This window comes from Pantoea sp. 22096, from assembly GCF_052045955.1.
GTDB classification, from domain to species: Bacteria; Pseudomonadota; Gammaproteobacteria; order Enterobacterales; family Enterobacteriaceae; genus Pantoea; species Pantoea alfalfae.
Map to the genome: position 1 here is coordinate 1481617 of NZ_JBQEPW010000001.1, position 18924 is coordinate 1500540.

Sequence of the window (18924 nt, forward strand, 5' to 3'; positions counted from 1 at the left end):
TCCACACTTCGCTACACGTCAGATTTAACCAGCCGGATAGCGTGATCCAGCATCCGCTGCTCATCCCGTTCACTGTGGGCGCGCTGCTGGCGGATACGCTTAAGCAGGTCGTAGATTTCGCCACGCCGGGTGTCATGACCGCGCTCCATCAGCACAATGACTGCATCGCCAATAACGCGGCAGACTTCATCATAGTCATCATCATTCAGTGCATCACGTTTCATCGTTTCTCCTCCGGCTGTGACTTTCTTCTCAAAAGGCTAGACAGGAAATGGCGGGCCCGCAAATGCAGCGCCATTAACAGCCGGAAATGATTTTTTAGGCCCTTATCGGGCGCTGGCGGAGCAGAACTCACTATCTTTGCTACGCTTTGAGAGTCTTACTCAAAACCAAGGAGCATTTAAATGTCAGGAAAAATCGAAGATAAAGTAAAAGAAGCCGCTGGCGCAGTTCAGGAACAATGGGGTGCAGCAACCGGTTCATCTGAGCATCAGGCTAAAGGCGCAGCGCGTCGTTACACCAATCAGGCAAGCTATGCTGCACGTGATGCTGCTGAGACCATTCGCGATCAGGTTCAGTCCAATCCTGCTGCCGGTCTGGCCATTGCTGCAGGCGTTGGCGTATTTATCGGCTTCCTGCTGGGTCGTAAGTAATACCGCCACACGTCGACAGAACGGGAGCCACTGGCTTCCGTTTTTTTTGGCTTTAGCTGACTGCATGCTGAGAAACATCTGAAAGATAAGCCTTCACAGGCCAGCTCACGGTGAGTCTTCAGTCTTAATTACGTTCTCTTTCTGACAACATCAAGGTGACCTTATGAAAACGATACCTGCTTTGCTGCTGGTGGCAGCGACCTTAACCTCTCTGGCGGGCTGCTCACATAAAAGCGACGCGATTAAAGAAGATGGCCGTCCCCATGCGCCAAGTGGCCAGTCATCACCGGGCGGCACCCTGGGTTCAGGCCCGGTGGGTCAGCCTCAGTCGTAATACCCTGCCCCGGCACGCGTGCCGGGGTTTGTTTCTCTTTTTTTATATTGAATAGCACCCGTAAAATAAATCCTCTGATAGTTAACCTGCTAGTAATTAAGTGCGGGATTAAAAATATGGAATATCATTATTATAAGAATTGTCCCAATTCTTTTCGCTAATTTCCTACCTCTTTTACACAATTTTGTATATATACCCTGAATAAACAACACTAAAAATGTGGAAACAGTTTAAACAAATATTCTACGGAGAATAAAAAATATTTCTCCCTACTGAACTTTAGACGTAAGAATATTCTCTAATAATGCACAACACCTTTTGTTTAATATTATTGATGCATTAAAGAGAATTCAGCCGTGAAGAAAAGAAAGATTTATCTGATAGACCGACTTTTAACGCTTTATTCTCGATTTTCAGGCAGAACAAAACTGCAGGCCCTGCAGGCCCTGACACCCGGCACAGTCGTGATTTACTCCACCACGGCACTGGGCGATTTTCTGATGAATACGCCGGCTATCTGGAGCCTGAAAAATCGCTTTCCCACCAGCAAATTTATTCTGGTTTCCAGCAAGAAAAATAAGGATCTGGTCAGTCGTTATAACTGGTTCGATAAGATCTATATCTGGGATAACAAAGTGGCGAATTTCCTGCCGCTATTTTTCAAACTGCGTCGCCAGAAACCTGATCTGTCAGTGATATTACACGCCCATTTCCCTTACGATATTATGAGTTCGGTGCTGACCGGCAGTAAAGCAATTGTGCGCGATCATTACGGCAGCGAATCCCCTGTACTGAATAAATATCTTGATCACTATTCAGGTTATTTCGACGACCACACCATTAAGCGTAAGCTGAAACTGATTGAAGCGCTGGGTGCAGAGACAGAGCAGACCCGGATGCATCTTCCCGAGGTAACGAGCAGCTCGGCTGCAACGGCCAGCCATCGCCGTATCGGTTTTCAGTTAGGCGCATCAAAAGATATTCGCCGCTGGCCGCTGGCTTCATTCAGCCAGCTGGCGACCGCGTTGCTCGAACGCTGGCCTGACGCTGAAATCATTGTCACCGGTACGGCTGCTGAGCAGCCTCTTGTGAAACAATTTATCGAAAGCCTGCCGCTGCACTGCCGTAAGCGTGTGACGCCAATGGCGGGCAAAACGAATCTCAGCGGCCTGATTACGCTGATCCGCACGCTGAACGTGCTGGTCACCGGCGATACCGGCCCACTGCACATCGCCGTGGCGGCACAGACGCCAACGGTCAGCCTGTTCTCTACCGCCAATCCACGCTATACCGGCCCCTGCCAGGACAGCGATCGCCATATTGTTATTCATCGCCCGGATAAAACGGCGACACAGCATCCGATGGCGTCGATCAAGGCTGAAGAAGTCGAGCAGGCCGTGGCGAAACTGGTGGGATAATGAACGAGCTTTCTCACGCCATTATGGCGCTGATTGAATACCACAATCAGCCAACCGCCCTGGGCGGGTTCCGGAAAGTGGATCGGGCGGGTTTTCATCTGCAGCAGCTGCCACTGAATGAAGTGGAGTTTGCGATTCTGATGAATGATTTTTTTGCCACGTTCAACGTCTGCTCTGAGCATTATGATGATGCCCGCTATTTTCCGGCGGCGCACCTGCGGCGAATGACACCAATGAAGTGGTTTAAATCTGGCGGATATTGTCCCGTAACGGTCGCGATGTTATGTGAAGCGGCCAGCCGTGGACGCTGGCCTGAAGCAGATTACTGAATAATCATATGGACGAAGGCATCATAGACCTCGCGGCTGCTCAACGCGTTGACCTCACGTGACGCCGGTTGCAGCACCTGATAGTTGACCTTCCACGGATGCCAGCACGCCGGATCGCTGTCACCAAACAGCGCCACCACCGGCAGGCCCAGTGCGGCACCGATGTGCATTGCTCCGCCATCACTGCTCACCAGCCCCTGACATAACGACATAGCCGCAATCAGCTGTGGCAGGCTGGTAGTTGCTACCGCCTTTATCGGCAGGTGCGGACAGAGCGCCATGATTTCACGCGCTTTTTCATCATCCCCCGGATGACGCGGATTATCGCGGCTGCCAGGTGACCAGAGCAGCATGATCTGGCAGGGATGATGCGCCGCGATCTTCTCCGCCAGCCCGGCAAACCGCGTGGCTTCCCACTGCTGACTTGGCTTACGGGCGCTGATCTGGAGTGCATAGATCGGAAGAGCAGAATCAATCGCACAGGTGTCTCGCAGGCCGGCCGCAATAGCCGCATCCGGCCGCAGGGTCAGTTTACCTGGCGCAGTGGCGCTGAGACGCAAATCCCTCCCCAGGCTAAACAGGGTTTCGCTGATATGACAGGGTGACTGGCTGGGCGGCGGCAGTAAATCGCTGATCAGCGGATGCGGCTGCTTCCCCAGCGCGATCACTCTGGCGGGACGTACGATTTTAACCCACTTCAGGCCATGCTGATCCCAGCGGCTTTTGGCCAGAATCACTATGTCGTAACGTTGCTTTTTCAGATTCAGCATCAGCTTCAGTCGCTGTAACACACAGGCCAGTCGTCCCTGCCCTGCCTCACGGTGATGCAACTTGGTGTAATAGAAGAGCTGCCGGATATCGGGATTATGCTGTAACACGGGCGCAGCGTAGTTGTTGGTCAGTACATCGACCTCATACTGGCCCGACTGCGCCAGCGCACTGATGAGCGGCGTGGTCAGCAAGGTATCGCCAATATTATCCCGACAAATAATTAAAACCCGCATGTCTGACATCCTCTGCGCACAGGCTACGCCGTTCTGGCTGAATAAAAGTGAGACTCGCACAATTAACGTCTCTGAAGCGCTAACGTAACGGCATAAGTCAGCAAATTAGTCAGCGCAGATTGAGGTTGGTTCCATGGTCGCCGTATTGTGGAAAGCCGATGGGTGCTTTTCAGGCAAGTGAAATGCCTCACGCATCCGCCGGATGATTGATTTAACAACACCCATGCTAAGGCGTCAGCGTAAAGAAGGAGGAAAGGCCGCGAATGGCGGCCTGACGTGGTGGTTACATTACCGTTATATTAGCTGGCGCTATTTTTCAGCAGGCTGATGGCCAGCCTCATAACGGGTTCAGGTTCAATGCCGGTAAACATGCGGTGAATTTTTTCAGTAATGGCCTCGCGGGTTACCGGCTTATCTTCAGCCACAATTTCCATCACAGCCTGACCAAACAGCAGTCGACATGCCGCAATGGCATCACTTACAGCCTCATCATCCATAATATTCTCCCTGTGTATCGGCAGAAGAGTACACTCCTGCGGCAGCAGGATCATGCTGAACTGTTTATTTTGCGGCACAGATTACAAAAATGAATCCTGTGAAACGCGCGGAGAGCCTGGCGCGTAACCGTTAATGCCGGGCACTGACCTGAAGCAGGGGTTATTAACAAAGAGTGTCGTTCAACAGATCAAGAGCAACATTATAAATCATTGCAGGCTGCGCATCAGGTAACATTACCTTTATCTTTGCTTCCAGTGCGCGGTTAGTTACTGGCTGATTATCTGCTAATAATTCCAGCACAGCCTGCCCAAACATCAGGCGACAGATATAAATCGCGTCTTTTGTATAATTAGCGTCCATAAATCCTCCTTATGAGTGAGCTATTACAGTAACGATATTCAGTCACAAACAGATGCCAGTTTTGCGTTCACGGTTTCTTTTGTAGTGGCATCAGATAATGCATTTTGCAGAAATATTAAAATATTCAGTCGCAGGTAAGAATTTTTCAGGATGTTGATAATGAAAAGTAATTCAGTCATACGTTGAAGGGGACGCTAATCGCCCGTTATTTTACTGAGTCAGCAGAGCATCAATGCTGACCACGTCATGGCTGAAGAGGCGGAGGAGAAGAGAATGGAAAAGTGTGAAAAGCGGATACAAAAAAGCCCACATCGCGTTTAGCGCGATGTGGGCTTAAGCAGACGTTACATATTTTCGATGATCGCGTCACCAAACTCTGAACATTTCAGCAGTTTAGCACCATCCATCAGGCGTTCGAAATCGTAAGTCACGGTCTTGTTAGCGATAGCGCCTTCAACACCTTTAACAATCAGGTCAGCCGCTTCGAACCACTCCAGGTGACGCAGCATTACCCTAATATCAGGAGGTTAATCTATTGATTTAGTGCGATAAAAACTTAACTGGGGTAGTTCAAACTGTTTTTTATGTGAGGGATTAAGCTATATAGATCGGTGAATTGATTAGGGTTTTGCAGAAAAATTCACTGATAATCTAGCCCGCCACTGAGCGGGTTATTTGTGGTCAGCCCGGCAGTTGACGCTGCCGGGATTTTTAACCAGCCTCACATTTTAGTGAATGTTATGCTTGAGCAACATAATAGCCACATCGTAAACCAGTTCGGGCTTGCAGTCGGGAAGCATTTTCTTCACTTTATCTTCCAGGGCAACCTTGGTTACCAGTTGATCATCGCTGAGCAATTCCAGCACCGCTTGACCAAACATCAACCGACAGATGTGGATTGCATCTGTTGTATATTTATCTTCCATAACACCTCCTCCCGTAAGCGATGCCACAATACGAAGAAGCAGATTCGACCTCATCTGACAGTGCGTTTTTTAAGCAAAGAAGCCACAAAGCAATAAAGTTGAATAACAATTAAAGTTATTGAATTTACAGGCCGGTGGATGAGTTTTCCATTCTTGCTGCAGGACTGACAGTGCAATACTGGCAGCCAGATTATCGCGCCGCTCTGATAGCGCCACAACCACGCTGGCGATTGTCTCCAGCGTCACCGTTTCATCTCTGGCCACCAGCTGCCAGACAGCCTCGCCCATAGTCATGTCAGGCTATGCTGCCTTATAAATAGCTTCTTCAAATCCATTTTTCATATTCCGACTCCTGTTCAAAGAAAACCATTTAAACGTTGTGTTAAACTTATCACAAAATTGTAGCATCTCTTCCAAATTATATTGATCAAACGCACCACTGAAACGATTAACGTATTTACATATAAAGATTTTTTTAATAATTTGAAAACACTAATCATGGATTGATCATAGGAAATGGCTAGTGCAATACAGCAACCAGGTAATAGGATTTTTACAAGGAAATGACATTTTAGCTAAAAATCTCGACAACGCTCTTTTAGGCGTCAAAGAAGCAGTCTCAAACCAGATTGATACTATAGGTGCAGGTGCCAGACGCGCGCTCTATTACACTTCCTGCTTTACCGATGCCTATAACGATGTTTGCCAGCAACAAAAGACTGAGGATACTCGATTCGTAAAAGGTATTTACCATATTTTGCGACATGAAGACATTGTTTATGAAATGCTCACAATCTACTTTAATGAGGTATTTCGCCATAAAACATCTGAACAGTTAGAATACATCAAACGTTTGTTGATGGGGGTGAATATTCATATCGCCGCTAGCTCCCTGACTAATCACGGATTTGTGTTGGCGACGGCAGCCGCCGTTTCTCTCGGATTGCATTTTAATCTAGACATGGCCGCACTTACAGGGCGATTTACAGGTGGTATTATATTGCTATCAGGTCTTTACGGCGTCGTACAAAACGCTGCTGACAGTGCTCATCGATTAAGTATTCAGTCCCCTACTTATCACAATGCTCTTTATACACAAGAACTTGAAATGATGTATTTCTTAATAGAGCCATTATTTAAACGCGCTGGTGCTTTCCAGCAACCCCTATCGGATAAAAATATAGCAAACATTATCACCAGGATGATAGGATAATGCTTTTGAATATTATTAAACGATTACTGAGGCGAGTTTTCACATCTCTAGTAGGGTTATACGCTCCACAGGCATTAATAATAACCTATGCAATGATTCAGATAAATTATTTTCCTGCCGCCCCGCTTTGGCTTGTGCCGGTTTTCGCCATAGCAGTTATATATATATTTAGTCGATATGTGAAATGGTAATTATAATTAAAATTTTTTAAGCCGAATTTCCAGATCTTTAATCTCGGATTACGGACCGACAGCATTAACCATATTGTTCGCTCTGATTCAGGGTATGTTTTTCCCGGATAGTCCTATATAGCTAATCCCTCTATTCTTTGTATTTTTGATGGTTAGTTTATCAATATATGAAGTCTTAAAGCTCAAACGAAAGCAATAACATAAGATTTTATAAGGAAATAACATGTCTACACCAGCTCATTTATGGCTTGAAGATGAAAACGGATCACCAATTGTTGGTAGTTGCCAGATGCCATTAAGGTTAGGCTCAATTGAATTAAAATCATTCTCACACGGCGTAACTATCCCTGTAGATCCCAGCTGGGGAAAATTAACAGGTACGCGTGTACACAGCCCCATTACAATAGTTAAAGAGTTTGATCAAACAACGCCACTCCTATACCGCGCTGTCTGCGAAGGCCGGACCATGAAGAAAGCGATAATCCGAATGTATCGTATTCTGGAATCTGGCATCGAAGCAGAATATTTCAATATCATTCTGGAAAACGTAAAATTTACAACGGTTGCGCCGTATCTGGCCCCTAACGGTATGAGTAGTACTCATCTCGAAACGCTCGAATTACATTATGAGGCGATTACATGGAAGTATACGGAGGGTAATGTAATTTACCGCGACACATGGAATCAACGAGCAACATATTGAACAAAAAAAGCCCGGCAATAGCCGGGCTGGTGTTGGCAGATAAAATTAAGAAAACTCTATAAAAGCTCATTATTAAAAATATTATTATCCACCCTATCACACACCCAAATAATATTAACTTCACGTTGTTTTCCTATTCATATATCAGGCTCTCTCTAACCATGTTCAAAATATACTCATCTTTAATTTGGCTCCGACTTGTTTAACCGATCAATTTTCCAGAATTGATCGGTTAAACAAGTCGACTGACATAAGGCCCTGTAAAAAAGGTTTATTAGCTAATTCATAGCAACTATTTTTTTGGTTAACCCTCAACCTCAGTATCAGAGCTTTCGTACTTGTGATTCACCATCATCACACAACATCACAGGCAGAACGTGGCGAAGCGCTAACTATCAGCTCCATCACTACCGGCTTAATCAAAGCACGTAAAATGACAAGCCTGACAGAGAATGACACCCCACCAACATTCTACGAGCAGCGCTCACTGGCTGAGCGGTTATATCGTGAACAGGGCATGGACATACAGCACTACCTGGTCATAAAAAACCAGACGCAGACCGATAAATACGACGATGACAGGGGCAAAGATTGACTGGTGGTGGCGGTATAAAACAGTACGATTTACGTTCAGTTTAGCAGAAGGATTTTGCTGGCGTTTTGCAGGAAAAAGTCAAAAAAAAGCCAACACGATTTTTACATTCGTGTTGGCTGTATGTTAAGTAATGCGGATTACATATTTTCGATGATCGCGTCACCAAACTCTGAACATTTCAGCAGCTTAGCGCCATCCATCAGGCGTTCGAAATCGTAAGTCACAGTCTTGTTAGCGATAGCACCTTCAACACCTTTAACAATCAGGTCAGCCGCTTCGAACCACTCCAGATGACGCAGCATCATTTCTGCAGACAGGATCACTGAACCTGGGTTCACTTTATCCTGACCGGCATACTTAGGTGCTGTACCGTGGGTTGCTTCAAACAGCGCGCACTCGTCACCGATGTTAGCGCCTGGTGCGATACCGATACCGCCAACCTGCGCCGCCAGGGCGTCAGAGATGTAATCACCGTTCAGGTTCATACAGGCGATAACGTCATATTCTGCCGGACGCAGCAGGATTTGTTGCAGGAACGCATCAGCAATCACATCTTTCACGATGATCTCTTTGCCGGTGTTCGGGTTTTTGAACTTCATCCACGGGCCGCCGTCGATCAGTTCGCCGCCGAACTCGTCTTTCACTAACTGGTATCCCCAGTCTTTGAAAGAGCCTTCGGTGAACTTCATGATGTTACCTTTGTGAACCAGGGTCAGTGAATCACGATCGTTGGTGATGGTGTATTCCACTGCCGCGCGGACCAGACGTTTGGTACCCGCTTCTGAACACGGCTTAACGCCGATACCGCACTGCTCAGGGAAGCGAATTTTCTTCACGCCCATCTCTTCGCGCAGGAACTTGATCACTTTGTCCGCTTCGGCAGAGCCCGCTTTCCACTCAATACCCGCATAGATATCTTCGGAGTTTTCACGGAAGATCACCATGTCGGTCTCTTCAGGGCGTTTAACCGGGCTTGGCGTGCCTTTGTAGTAACGTACCGGACGCAGGCAGACGTAGAGGTCAAGCTCCTGACGCAGTGCTACGTTCAGTGAACGAATACCGCCGCCGACCGGGGTGGTCAGTGGGCCTTTAATGGCCACGCGATATTCTTTGATTAAGTCGAGCGTTTCCTGTGGCAGCCAGACATCCTGACCGTAGAGTTCAACTGACTTCTCACCCGTGTAAATCTCCATCCAGGAGATTTTACGCTCGCCGTTGTAGGCCTTCTTCACCGCCGCGTCCACGACTTTCAGCATCACCGGGGAAACATCAACACCGATACCGTCACCCTCAATGTAAGGAATGACCGGATTGTTTGGCACTGTAAGCTTGCCCTGATTCAGGGTGATTTTCTGACCTTCCGCCGGAACTACTACTTTGCTTTCCATTAACCTCTCCTGGGCGTTTGTTAATGATTTGTAAGATGCGCGTCAATACTACTTGAATATTTCCGTCACGCCAATCACCGCAATTTCACGTTATAATGCGCCGAATGTTTCTGACTGCAAAGCCCATGCGAATAACAACTCAACGAATTCACCAGGATAAACGATTCAGCCGCCCGACGCGTGATGTGCGACGTGCGCCTGCCCGCCCTGCTGCTCCACGACGTGTCATTCTGTTTAACAAACCGTTCGACGTTTTGCCGCAATTCACCGATGAAGCGGGCCGCCGCACCCTGAAAGATTTTGTCAGCGTCGCAGACGTTTATGCCGCAGGTCGCCTTGACCGTGATAGCGAAGGCCTGATGGTACTGACCAACGACGGTGCCCTGCAGGCCGCGCTGACGCAGCCCGGCAAACGCACGGGTAAGGTCTATTATGTGCAGGTGGAAGGCGAGCCACAGGAGGCGGATCTTCAGCCTCTCCGGGGAGGGGTTAATCTGAAAGATGGCATGACGTTGCCCGCTGGTGTGGAAAAAGTGGCTGAGCCGGCGTGGCTCTGGCCGCGTCAGCCGCCAATCCGCGAGCGCAAAAATATCCCGACGCAGTGGCTGAAAGTCACCCTGTATGAAGGCCGTAATCGTCAGGTGCGCCGGATGACAGCCCATATCGGCTTTCCCACCTTACGGTTAATTCGGTACGCCATGGGAAACTATTCGCTCGACGATCTGGCGCCGGGTACGTGGCGTGAAATCAGCGAGAGCCCTGCCTGAAAATCTATTTTTTATAACCTCAGGTTAACAATTACGGAGAAGTAATGTTTAAACCTCATGTGACTGTCGCCTGTCTGGTTCAGGCAGAGGGTGAACTGCTGGTAGTGGAAGAGACGATCAACGGTCGTCCTACCTGGAACCAGCCTGCCGGACATCTCGAAGCGGATGAAACCCTGCTGGAAGCCGCCGAACGTGAACTCTATGAAGAGACGGGTATTGCGGCATCGATGCACTATTTCATCGGGATAAACCAGTGGATCGCGCCCGACAGTACGCCTTTTGTGCGTTTTCTGTTTGGCGTCGATCTGGCGGAAAAAGCGCCAACTCAGCCGCAGGACAGCGACATCGATCGCTGCTGGTGGCTGCCGCCAGCGCAGATTCTCACTGCGTCTAACCTGCGTTCGCCACTGGTCGCTGAAAGCGTACGCCTGTGGCAACAGGGCGCGCGCTACCCGTTACATCTGGTCAGCCCGTTCCAGTGGCCGTTTCACGAGGGTGCGCGTCTGCCTTCTGCATGATAGAATGCGCCGCCTGTTTTTTTATCGTAATGCGAGCGTGTCATGTCTGACAACAGCCAGAAAAAAGTGATCGTCGGTATGTCCGGCGGCGTCGATTCTTCCGTTTCCGCCTGGTTACTGCAGCAGCAGGGCTACCAGGTTGAAGGCCTGTTCATGAAGAATTGGGAGGAGGACGATGGCGAGGAGTATTGTACCGCCGCGGACGATCTGGCGGATGCGCAAGCGGTGTGCGACAAGCTCGGTATGAAGCTGCATAAAGTTAACTTTGCCGCAGAGTATTGGGATAACGTCTTTGAGCATTTCCTCGAAGAGTACAAAGCGGGCCGCACGCCTAACCCCGATATCCTCTGCAACAAAGAGATCAAATTCAAAGCGTTCCTGGAGTTCGCGGCGGAAGACCTGGGCGCAGATTTTATCGCTACAGGTCACTACGTGCGCCGCAAGGACGTCGATGGTCAGAGCCAGCTGTTACGCGGACTGGACGGTAACAAAGACCAGAGCTACTTCCTCTATACTCTGAGCCACGAGCAGATTGCCCAAAGTCTGTTTCCGGTCGGCGAGCTGGAAAAACCGGAAGTGCGCCGCATCGCGGAACAGCTGGACCTGATCACCGCGAAGAAAAAAGACTCGACCGGCATCTGCTTTATCGGCGAGCGCAAATTCCGCGACTTTTTGGCGCGCTATCTCCCGGCTCAGCCTGGCGAAATAGAAACTACGGAAGGTCAGATCGTCGGTGAACATCAGGGGCTGATGTACCATACGCTTGGACAGCGTAAGGGTCTCGGTATCGGTGGCCTGAAAGAGAGCAAAGATGATCCCTGGTATGTGGTCGACAAAGATGTGGCGCGTAACCGTCTGATTGTTGCCCAGGGCGGCGATCATCCGCGTCTGATGTCCGTTGGCCTGATTGCGCAGCAGTTGCACTGGGTTGATCGTCAGCCAATCACCGCTCCGCTGCGCTGCACCGTGAAAACCCGCTATCGTCAGACCGACATTCCCTGTGAGATTATTCCACAGGGCGACGACCGGATTGCGGTGCGTTTCGACGAGCCGGTTGCTGCAGTCACGCCAGGTCAGTCTGCGGTGTTTTATCTTGGCGACGTCTGCCTCGGTGGCGGTATTATCGAACAGCGTCTGCCGTTAGTGGCGGAGTAAGCGGGCTCAGCCCGCGTTGATGACGCGTAAACAGGAGTAACCGTGGCGAAAAATTATCAGGAAATCACGCTGGCGCTGGCGGGCATCTGTCAGTCCGCCCATCTCGTGCAGCAGCTGGCTCAGCAGGGTCACTGCCAGCCCGAGGCGCTGACCGTGTCGCTGCGCAGCGTGCTGGATCTTAATCCTGGCTCCACGCTGGCGGTGTTCGGCAATAATGAAGCCAACCTGCGCCTCGGACTTGAAACCCTGATGGCGGTGCTGAACAGCAGCAGTCGCCAGGGTGCCGGCGCAGAACTGACACGTTACACGCTCAGCATGATGGTGCTGGAGCGCAAGCTCAGCGCCAGTAAATCCGCCATGGCGACGCTGGCACAGCGCATCACGCAGCTGGATCGCCAGCTGGCACATTATGAACTGGAGTCAGACACCATCCTCAGCGCGATGGCTGGCATCTATGTGGATGTGATCAGCCCGCTTGGCCCGCGTATTCAGGTTACCGGTTCGCCTGCGGTGCTGCAGAATACGCAGGTGCAGAGCAAAGTGCGCGCCACCCTGTTAGCCGGTATCCGCGCTGCCGTGTTGTGGCAGCAGGTCGGCGGTGGCCGACTGCAACTGATGTTCTCGCGTCAGCGTTTGCTGCGTGAAGCGAAAACCCTCTTATCCCGGCTGCCACTGACTTACTAAGTCGGTGCGGCAAAACACTGCTAAATGATTCAGGAGTTGCACTGATGGAATTATCCTCTCTGACCGCCGTCTCACCTGTCGATGGTCGTTACGGCGATAAAGTCAGCCCGCTGCGTGCGATTTTCAGCGAGTTCGGTCTGCTGAAATTCCGCGTTGAGGTTGAAGTTCGCTGGTTACAAAAACTGGCCGCGACCGCAGAGATCAAGGAAGTTCCTGCATTTGATGCCGACGCAAACGCTTTCCTTGATGCAATTGTCGCCGGTTTTTCAGAAGACGATGCCGCCCGCATCAAAACCATTGAGCGCACCACCAACCACGATGTAAAAGCGGTTGAGTATTTCCTGAAAGAGAAAGTGGCTGATATCCCTGCCCTGCATGCCGTCTCTGAATTTATTCACTTTGCCTGCACCTCTGAAGATATCAATAACCTGTCGCATGCCCTGATGCTGGAAACGGCCCGCCGTGACGTGATTTTGCCTTACTGGGACCAGCTAATTACCGCCGTGAAAGGTCTTGCCAGCGAATACCGTGACATTCCGCTGCTCTCCCGCACCCACGGCCAGCCGGCGACGCCGTCGACCATGGGTAAAGAGATGGCCAACGTCGCCTATCGTCTGGAGCGTCAGTTACGTCAGCTGAAGCAGATTGAAGTGTTGGGTAAAATCAATGGCGCGGTCGGTAACTACAATGCTCACATTGCTGCCTATCCCGAAGTGGACTGGCACGCGCTGAGCGAGAACTTCGTGACCTCACTGGGGATCACCTGGAACCCGTACACCACGCAGATTGAGCCGCACGACTATATCGCTGAGATGTTCGACTGTATCGCCCGCTTTAACACCATCCTGATCGATTTCGATCGTGATATCTGGGGTTATGTGGCGCTGAACCATTTCAAACAGAAAACTATTGCGGGTGAAATTGGCTCCTCAACCATGCCGCACAAGGTGAACCCGATCGACTTCGAAAACTCCGAAGGCAATCTGGGTCTGGCGAATGCTGTCATGCAGCATCTGGCCAGCAAGTTGCCGGTCTCACGCTGGCAGCGTGACCTGACCGACTCCACCGTGCTGCGTAACCTCGGGGTGGGCGTGGGCTATGCGCTGATCGCCTATCAGGCGACGCTGAAAGGCATCTCTAAGCTGGAAGTGAACCGTGACCGCCTGCTGGACGAGCTGGATCACAACTGGGAAGTGCTGGCAGAGCCGATCCAGACGGTGATGCGTCGTTACGGCATTGAAAAGCCCTATGAGAAGCTGAAAGAGCTGACGCGCGGCAAACGCGTGGACGCTGCCGGTATGCAGGCCTTTATCGACAGCCTGGCGTTGCCGGAAGAGGAAAAAGTGCGTCTGAAGCAGATGACGCCTGCAAACTATATTGGTCGCGCTATCCAGATGGTTGACGATCTGAAATAATGCCCGCCGCAGACCGGCTCAGTCCGGTCTGCGTTAACATCTTGTTTAATACATTTCGCGTATACTTTCTGCAGGTTGACTCAAACAGAGTGTAAGGAATTTCTATGCGTGTTCTGGTTGTTGAAGACAATGCCCTGCTGCGCCATCATCTCGCCGTCCAGTTACGTGACATGGGCCATCAGGTCGATGCCGCCGAAGACGCCAAAGAAGCTGACTATTTTCTTCGCGAACATCTGCCCGATATCGCGCTGGTGGATCTCGGCCTGCCGGATGAAGATGGCATGTCGCTGATTCGTCGCTGGCGCAGTGATGCCGTGCGTCAGCCAATTCTGGTCCTGACTGCCCGTGAGGGCTGGCAGGCGAAAGTCGAAGCGCTGGAAGCCGGTGCGGATGACTACGTGACCAAGCCATTTCACATTGAAGAAGTCGCGGCACGCCTGCAGGCGCTGATGCGCCGCAACAGCGGTCATGCGTCGCAAATCATCGATATGGCCCCGTTTCAGGTGGATCTCTCACGCCGTGAGCTGACGGTGAATGAAGAGCCAGTAAAACTCACCGCCTTTGAGTACACCATTGTCGAGACGCTAATCCGTAACGCCGGCAAAGTGGTGAGCAAAGACTCACTGATGCTGCAGCTCTATCCTGACGCTGAACTGCGCGAAAGCCACACCATCGACGTCCTGATGGGTCGTCTGCGCAAAAAGATTCTGGCGTTGCACCCCACTGATGTCATTGCCACCGTGCGTGGCCAGGGTTACCGCTTTGATCTCTGACCATGTCCTGGTTTAATCGTTACCGCCCTATTTCGCTGCGCGCCCGCTTTCTGCTGGCCTCCGCAGCGATAGTTCTGTTCCTCTCACTCTCTTACGGCATGGTCGCGGTGATTGGCTATGTGGTGAGTTTCGATAAAAATACCTACCGGGTGATGCGCGGCGAGAGCAATCTGTTCTTTACGCTGGCGCAATGGCATGACAACAAGCTCACCATCGCGCAGCCGGAACGAATGACGCTGAATTTTCCTACCCTGGTCTTCATCTACGATGAGCATGGCAAGCTGCTGTGGCAGCAACGCGACGTGCCGGATATTCGCAAAAAGATCCGCCGCGAATGGCTGCTGAAGCCTGATTTCTACGAGATCGATACCAGCAACCGCACCAGCATGGTCGCGATGGGCAATAATCTCAATGCTAAGCAACGGCTTAATGACTGGGACACTGACAGCAACGATACCTTTACCCATTCGGTTGCGGTTAACCGTTACGATGCCACGACGAATCTGCCCGCGCTCACCATTGTGGTGGTCGACTCTATTCCGCAGGAGTTGCAGCACTCTGATGTGGTCTGGTCGTGGTTCAGCTATGTGCTGGCGGCTAACCTGATTCTCATTATTCCGCTGCTGTGGCTGGCGGCGCACTGGAGTCTGCGGCCAATTGGTACGCTGACACAGCAGGTGCGCGAACTGGAAACCAGTCAGCGCGAAAATCTGGCGGATAATCCACCGCAGGAGTTGCGCAGTCTGGTGCGCAACCTCAATCTGCTGCTGACCAATGAGCGGCAGCGCTATACACGTTATCGCACCACCCTTTCTGATCTGACCCATAGCCTGAAAACGCCGCTGGCCGTGTTGCAGAGCACCCTGCGATCGCTGCGCAACGGCAAAGAGCTGACAGTAGAACAGGCGGAGCCGGTCATGCTGGAGCAGATTAGTCGTATTTCACAGCAGGTGGGATATTACCTGCACCGCGCCAGTATGCAGGCCGATCACAATCCGCTGCAGCGCGATATCCATTCCGTTTCCGGTCTGCTCGACAAGCTCTGTTCAGCACTGAATAAAGTCTATCAGCGCAAAGGCGTGGCGATTACGCTGGATATCTCTCCGGAGCTGTCCTTCATTGGCGACCAGAATGACTTTATGGAAGTGCTGGGCAACGTACTGGATAATGCCTGCAAGTACTGTCTGGAGTTTATCGAAGTCAGCGCTTTTCAAAGCGAAAATGCACTGCATCTCTATATTGACGACGATGGCCCGGGCATTCCCGAGAGCAAGCGCGATTTAGTGTTTGTCCGGGGTCAGCGTGCCGATACGCTGCGGCCAGGCCAGGGCTTAGGTCTGGCAGTGGTACGCGATATACTGGAACAGTATGATGGAAATGTCATCGCCACTAGCAGTGCGCTTGGCGGAACACGTATGGAAGTAGTTTTTCAGCGCCAGGAAGTCGAACATCACCGCGAGTAGAAAACCCTCAGGACTGTTATACTTGCTGGCATTTACAGCCCTAAGCGGAACCCTTGTATGGACTATCAGCTCGATATTAACTGGCCCGATTTTATTCAGCGCTACTGGCAGAAACGCCCGGTCGTGCTGAAGCGTGGTTTTAAAAACTTTGTCGATCCCCTTTCACCGGATGAACTCGCCGGACTGGCAATGGAAAACGAGGTGGACAGCCGCCTGGTCAGCCATCAGGACGGCAAATGGCAGGTCAGCCACGGCCCGTTTGAGAGCTATGATCATCTGGGAGAGAACAACTGGTCACTGCTGGTCCAGGCGGTCAATCACTGGCATGAACCCTCAGCCGCGCTGATGCGCCCTTTCCGCTTTCTGCCTGACTGGCGTGTTGATGACCTGATGGTATCGTTTGCCGTGCCTGGCGGAGGCGTCGGCCCCCATTTTGATCAGTATGATGTCTTTATTATTCAGGGTACTGGCCGCCGTCGCTGGCGCGTCGGTGAAAAAGTGGCGCTGAAGCAGCACTGCCCGCACCCGGATCTGCTGCAGGTTGAACCGTTCGATGCCATCATCGATGAAGAGCTGGAGCCGGGCGATATTCTCTACATTCCGCCGGGATTCCCGCACGAAGGCTACTCGCTGGAAAACGCACTGAACTACTCTGTGGGTTTCCGCGCCCCCAGCGGTCGCGAGTTAATCAGCGGCTTTGCGGACTATGCCCTGGCCAATGAGCTGGGCAGCCTGCGCTTCAGCGATCCGGATGTGCCTGCACGTGATTGCCCGTCGCAGATCCTGCCGCAGGAGATTGAAGGCGTGCGCCAGCTGATGCTGGATGTAGTTAATCAGCCAGCGCAGTTTGAGCAGTGGTTCGGCGAATTCATTTCGCAGTCACGCCACGAACTCGACGTCGCGCCGCCGGAACCGCCTTATCAGCCTGATGAAATTTATGATGCGCTGCAACAGGGGGATGCGCTGAGCCGGTTGGGTGGCCTGCGTGTCCTGACGATTGGTGAGGCTGTTTATATCAATGGTGAGCGGGTTGAGTGTTCACGCCCGGATGTGATGGCAGTTCTGGCGAATCACTATCGCATCACACTGGAGGATCTGGGTGATGCGCTGGATGATCCGGCCGTACTGGCGCAGATCGCCGGTCTGGTGAATGCCGGTTACTGGTACTTCGGCGAGGAATAACCCGCAGCGCGTAACAGTGCGCTGCGGCTGAATCAGGCTCTCCTGCCGTCATGGCAGGAGAGCCTTTTTTAATTTAATCCTTCTTCTGCGCGGCCAGTTCTGACAGACGCACAATCACTTCCACTGACTTCGCCATGATATTCAGCGACGCAAACTCATGCTTGCCGTGATAGTTATAGCCTCCGGTAAAGATGTTTGGGCAAGGTAATCCTTTCCACGACAGCGATGACCCATCGGTGCCGCCGCGAATCGGTTTCACCACGGGTTCAATGCCGCAGTCACGCATCGCCTGCAAAGCCAGATCAATGATATGCGGGAACGGCTCGACCTTTTCACGCATGTTGCGATAGCTATTGGTGATCTCAACAGTGACCGAGCAGTCAGGGTGCAGGGTTTTGTTGATCTCCGCAGCGATCTGCAGCAGCGTCTGTTTACGCTGTTCAAAACTCTCTGTTTCAAAGTCACGAATGATGTAGAGCATCTCGGCGTGCTCGACGCTGCCTTTGATCTGATGCAGATGGTAGAAGCCCTCATAGCCGTCGGTGTACTGCGGTTTTTCGCCGGCCGGTACGGCCGCATGAAACTGGTTAGCCAGCTCCAGTGCATTGACCATCACGCCTTTCGCGGAGCCTGGATGTACGTTGTTACCGACGATTTTGACCGTAGCCGAGGCGGCATTGAAGTTCTCATACTCAAACTCACCCAGATCGCTGCCATCAATGGTGTAGGCCCAGTCGGCGGCGAACGCCTCCACATCAAAATATGAGGTGCCGCGACCGATCTCTTCATCAGGGGTAAAGGCGACGCGGATCGCGCCGTGGGGCGTATCGCTGTTAGCCAGCTGCGCCATCGCCGTCATGATCTCGGCGATACCCGCTTTATCATCCGCGCCCAGCAGGGTTTTGCCATCGGTGGTAATCAGCGTATGTCCAATCAGCTTGTGCAGCACAGGGAACATGACCGGTGACAGGACCTCGTTGCCATTACCCAGCGCAATGTCGCCACCGCGATAATCTTCGATGATCTGCGGGTTCACATGTTTCGCTGTGAAATCAGGCGAGGTATCCATGTGGGAGATGAAACCGATAACTGGCGTCGGCCAGTCAACATTGGCGGGCAGCGTGCCCATGACGCAACAGTGATCGCTCAGGGTGACATCAACAAAACCCAGGGCCAGCAGCTCCTCCTGCAGCTGACGCGCCAGCGTCCACTGCCCTTCACTGCTGGGCACCTGGCGCGCCTGCGGCTTAGCCTGTGTCTCAACTGCCACATAACTTAAAAAGCGCTCAAGTAACTGTTCCATATCCCATCCTTTAAAAGTGCCGTCCGGTATTATTCACAGACCCGCCGGTCAC

At 51.5% G+C, this 18924-nt stretch carries 23 protein-coding genes and 1 pseudogene; 15 read left to right on the forward strand and 9 right to left on the reverse strand.

The window, feature by feature from the left end:
- Positions 1-11: 11 nt before the first annotated feature.
- Entirely contained in the window at positions 12-224 is a 213-nt protein-coding gene (locus ACTJKZ_RS06870; RefSeq protein ID WP_161736083.1) for a DUF2767 family protein, read from the reverse strand.
- Positions 225-404: 180 nt separating this feature from the next.
- Between ACTJKZ_RS06870 and ACTJKZ_RS06875 the strand changes: the two genes are divergently transcribed.
- The 4 genes from ACTJKZ_RS06875 to ACTJKZ_RS06890 all read left to right on the forward strand — a co-directional run bounded on the left by ACTJKZ_RS06875 (position 405) and on the right by ACTJKZ_RS06890 (position 2734).
- Entirely contained in the window at positions 405-653 is a 249-nt protein-coding gene (locus ACTJKZ_RS06875) for a DUF883 family protein (protein WP_013357534.1), read from the forward strand.
- A 163-nt stretch (positions 654-816) separates the two neighbouring features.
- Positions 817-987, forward strand: a complete 171-nt coding sequence (locus tag ACTJKZ_RS06880) for a hypothetical protein (protein ID WP_013357533.1) — start codon at positions 817-819, stop codon at positions 985-987.
- A 356-nt stretch (positions 988-1343) separates the two neighbouring features.
- Positions 1344-2405, forward strand: coding sequence for a glycosyltransferase family 9 protein (locus tag ACTJKZ_RS06885; RefSeq protein ID WP_440829398.1), 1062 nt, complete (start codon positions 1344-1346; stop codon positions 2403-2405).
- On the forward strand, positions 2405-2734 hold the full coding sequence (locus ACTJKZ_RS06890; RefSeq protein ID WP_161736982.1) for a DUF1493 family protein: 330 nt from the start codon (positions 2405-2407) through the stop codon (positions 2732-2734). The genes ACTJKZ_RS06885 and ACTJKZ_RS06890 overlap by 1 nt, the downstream gene beginning before the upstream one ends.
- Here the strand turns inward: ACTJKZ_RS06890 and ACTJKZ_RS06895 are convergent.
- From ACTJKZ_RS06895 to ACTJKZ_RS06920, 6 genes and pseudogenes are all read right to left on the reverse strand, one after another.
- Positions 2728-3738 carry a glycosyltransferase family 9 protein gene (locus ACTJKZ_RS06895; RefSeq protein ID WP_285085875.1) on the reverse strand — a complete coding sequence of 337 codons (1011 nt, stop codon included), beginning with the start codon at positions 3736-3738 and terminating at the stop codon, positions 2728-2730. The genes ACTJKZ_RS06890 and ACTJKZ_RS06895 overlap by 7 nt on opposite strands.
- A 299-nt stretch (positions 3739-4037) precedes the next feature.
- Positions 4038-4235, reverse strand: coding sequence for a hypothetical protein (locus ACTJKZ_RS06900; RefSeq protein ID WP_033732300.1), 198 nt, complete (start codon positions 4233-4235; stop codon positions 4038-4040).
- Positions 4236-4398: 163 nt separating this feature from the next.
- A complete protein-coding gene (locus ACTJKZ_RS06905) occupies positions 4399-4596 on the reverse strand; it encodes a hypothetical protein (protein ID WP_161736980.1) in 198 nt (65 codons plus the stop codon).
- A gap of 344 nt (positions 4597-4940) precedes the next feature.
- Positions 4941-5108 (reverse strand): annotated as a pseudogene (locus tag ACTJKZ_RS06910) (isocitrate/isopropylmalate family dehydrogenase); the annotation flags it as partial.
- A gap of 216 nt (positions 5109-5324) precedes the next feature.
- Positions 5325-5522: a hypothetical protein gene (locus ACTJKZ_RS06915; RefSeq protein ID WP_253421619.1), complete on the reverse strand. Its 198-nt coding sequence runs from the start codon at positions 5520-5522 to the stop codon at positions 5325-5327.
- A gap of 69 nt (positions 5523-5591) precedes the next feature.
- Positions 5592-5816: a hypothetical protein gene (locus tag ACTJKZ_RS06920; protein ID WP_161736978.1), complete on the reverse strand. Its 225-nt coding sequence runs from the start codon at positions 5814-5816 to the stop codon at positions 5592-5594.
- A 229-nt stretch (positions 5817-6045) separates the two neighbouring features.
- Between ACTJKZ_RS06920 and ACTJKZ_RS06925 the strand changes: the two genes are divergently transcribed.
- The 3 genes from ACTJKZ_RS06925 (at position 6046) to ACTJKZ_RS06935 (ending at position 8224) form a co-directional block, all read left to right on the forward strand.
- Positions 6046-6735 (forward strand): hypothetical protein, encoded by a 690-nt coding sequence (locus ACTJKZ_RS06925; RefSeq protein WP_161736977.1) that lies wholly within the window; start codon positions 6046-6048, stop codon positions 6733-6735.
- A 414-nt stretch (positions 6736-7149) separates the two neighbouring features.
- A complete protein-coding gene (locus ACTJKZ_RS06930) occupies positions 7150-7629 on the forward strand; it encodes an Hcp family type VI secretion system effector (RefSeq protein ID WP_285085877.1) in 480 nt (159 codons plus the stop codon).
- A 433-nt stretch (positions 7630-8062) separates the two neighbouring features.
- On the forward strand, positions 8063-8224 hold the full coding sequence (locus ACTJKZ_RS06935; protein WP_202605064.1) for a hypothetical protein: 162 nt from the start codon (positions 8063-8065) through the stop codon (positions 8222-8224).
- A gap of 137 nt (positions 8225-8361) precedes the next feature.
- On the opposite strand, the gene icd is transcribed toward ACTJKZ_RS06935, so the two are convergent.
- The gene (icd, locus tag ACTJKZ_RS06940) at positions 8362-9612 is read right to left on the reverse strand and encodes an NADP-dependent isocitrate dehydrogenase (RefSeq protein WP_013357495.1); all 1251 of its coding nucleotides are present in this window, start codon (positions 9610-9612) and stop codon (positions 8362-8364) included.
- A 104-nt stretch (positions 9613-9716) separates the two neighbouring features.
- Here icd and rluE point away from each other — a divergent pair, with 104 nt between their 5' ends.
- From rluE to ACTJKZ_RS06980, 8 genes are all read left to right on the forward strand, one after another.
- Positions 9717-10379, forward strand: a complete 663-nt coding sequence (rluE, locus tag ACTJKZ_RS06945) for a 23S rRNA pseudouridine(2457) synthase RluE (RefSeq protein WP_440829399.1) — start codon at positions 9717-9719, stop codon at positions 10377-10379.
- A gap of 44 nt (positions 10380-10423) precedes the next feature.
- Positions 10424-10897 carry an NUDIX domain-containing protein gene (locus ACTJKZ_RS06950; RefSeq protein ID WP_440829400.1) on the forward strand — a complete coding sequence of 158 codons (474 nt, stop codon included), beginning with the start codon at positions 10424-10426 and terminating at the stop codon, positions 10895-10897.
- Positions 10898-10939: 42 nt separating this feature from the next.
- Positions 10940-12052, forward strand: coding sequence for a tRNA 2-thiouridine(34) synthase MnmA (gene mnmA, locus ACTJKZ_RS06955; RefSeq protein WP_150038179.1), 1113 nt, complete (start codon positions 10940-10942; stop codon positions 12050-12052).
- Positions 12053-12094: 42 nt separating this feature from the next.
- Complete coding sequence (hflD, locus tag ACTJKZ_RS06960) at positions 12095-12736, forward strand: high frequency lysogenization protein HflD (protein WP_033732295.1); 642 nt, start codon at positions 12095-12097, stop codon at positions 12734-12736.
- Positions 12737-12780: 44 nt separating this feature from the next.
- Complete coding sequence (gene purB / locus ACTJKZ_RS06965) at positions 12781-14151, forward strand: adenylosuccinate lyase (protein WP_161736355.1); 1371 nt, start codon at positions 12781-12783, stop codon at positions 14149-14151.
- 104 nt (positions 14152-14255) lie between these two features.
- Entirely contained in the window at positions 14256-14924 is a 669-nt protein-coding gene (gene phoP, locus ACTJKZ_RS06970) for a two-component system response regulator PhoP (RefSeq protein WP_003849836.1), read from the forward strand.
- Positions 14925-14926: 2 nt separating this feature from the next.
- The gene (phoQ, locus tag ACTJKZ_RS06975; RefSeq protein ID WP_161736354.1) at positions 14927-16387 is read left to right on the forward strand and encodes a two-component system sensor histidine kinase PhoQ; all 1461 of its coding nucleotides are present in this window, start codon (positions 14927-14929) and stop codon (positions 16385-16387) included.
- Positions 16388-16444: 57 nt separating this feature from the next.
- Positions 16445-17569 carry a ribosomal protein uL16 3-hydroxylase gene (locus ACTJKZ_RS06980; RefSeq protein WP_161736353.1) on the forward strand — a complete coding sequence of 375 codons (1125 nt, stop codon included), beginning with the start codon at positions 16445-16447 and terminating at the stop codon, positions 17567-17569.
- 73 nt (positions 17570-17642) lie between these two features.
- On the opposite strand, the gene pepT is transcribed toward ACTJKZ_RS06980, so the two are convergent.
- Positions 17643-18872, reverse strand: coding sequence for a peptidase T (gene pepT / locus ACTJKZ_RS06985; RefSeq protein WP_440829401.1), 1230 nt, complete (start codon positions 18870-18872; stop codon positions 17643-17645).
- Positions 18873-18924: the final 52 nt, after the last annotated feature.

Coding starts and splice junctions, on each gene's coding strand:
- ACTJKZ_RS06930 (WP_285085877.1), top strand. CDS start 7,150: ATGTCTACACCAGCTCATTTATGGCTTGAAGATGAAAACGGATCACCA.
- mnmA (WP_150038179.1), top strand. CDS start 10,940: ATGTCTGACAACAGCCAGAAAAAAGTGATCGTCGGTATGTCCGGCGGC.
- ACTJKZ_RS06895 (WP_285085875.1), bottom strand. CDS start 3,738: ATGCGGGTTTTAATTATTTGTCGGGATAATATTGGCGATACCTTGCTG.
- phoP (WP_003849836.1), top strand. CDS start 14,256: ATGCGTGTTCTGGTTGTTGAAGACAATGCCCTGCTGCGCCATCATCTC.
- ACTJKZ_RS06900 (WP_033732300.1), bottom strand. CDS start 4,235: ATGGATGATGAGGCTGTAAGTGATGCCATTGCGGCATGTCGACTGCTG.
- rluE (WP_440829399.1), top strand. CDS start 9,717: ATGTTTCTGACTGCAAAGCCCATGCGAATAACAACTCAACGAATTCAC.
- ACTJKZ_RS06950 (WP_440829400.1), top strand. CDS start 10,424: ATGTTTAAACCTCATGTGACTGTCGCCTGTCTGGTTCAGGCAGAGGGT.
- ACTJKZ_RS06870 (WP_161736083.1), bottom strand. CDS start 224: ATGAAACGTGATGCACTGAATGATGATGACTATGATGAAGTCTGCCGC.
- pepT (WP_440829401.1), bottom strand. CDS start 18,872: ATGGAACAGTTACTTGAGCGCTTTTTAAGTTATGTGGCAGTTGAGACA.
- ACTJKZ_RS06915 (WP_253421619.1), bottom strand. CDS start 5,522: ATGGAAGATAAATATACAACAGATGCAATCCACATCTGTCGGTTGATG.
- phoQ (WP_161736354.1), top strand. CDS start 14,927: ATGTCCTGGTTTAATCGTTACCGCCCTATTTCGCTGCGCGCCCGCTTT.
- ACTJKZ_RS06980 (WP_161736353.1), top strand. CDS start 16,445: ATGGACTATCAGCTCGATATTAACTGGCCCGATTTTATTCAGCGCTAC.
- ACTJKZ_RS06935 (WP_202605064.1), top strand. CDS start 8,063: ATGACAAGCCTGACAGAGAATGACACCCCACCAACATTCTACGAGCAG.
- ACTJKZ_RS06890 (WP_161736982.1), top strand. CDS start 2,405: ATGAACGAGCTTTCTCACGCCATTATGGCGCTGATTGAATACCACAAT.
- ACTJKZ_RS06920 (WP_161736978.1), bottom strand. CDS start 5,816: ATGACTATGGGCGAGGCTGTCTGGCAGCTGGTGGCCAGAGATGAAACG.
- ACTJKZ_RS06905 (WP_161736980.1), bottom strand. CDS start 4,596: ATGGACGCTAATTATACAAAAGACGCGATTTATATCTGTCGCCTGATG.
- icd (WP_013357495.1), bottom strand. CDS start 9,612: ATGGAAAGCAAAGTAGTAGTTCCGGCGGAAGGTCAGAAAATCACCCTG.
- purB (WP_161736355.1), top strand. CDS start 12,781: ATGGAATTATCCTCTCTGACCGCCGTCTCACCTGTCGATGGTCGTTAC.
- ACTJKZ_RS06880 (WP_013357533.1), top strand. CDS start 817: ATGAAAACGATACCTGCTTTGCTGCTGGTGGCAGCGACCTTAACCTCT.
- ACTJKZ_RS06875 (WP_013357534.1), top strand. CDS start 405: ATGTCAGGAAAAATCGAAGATAAAGTAAAAGAAGCCGCTGGCGCAGTT.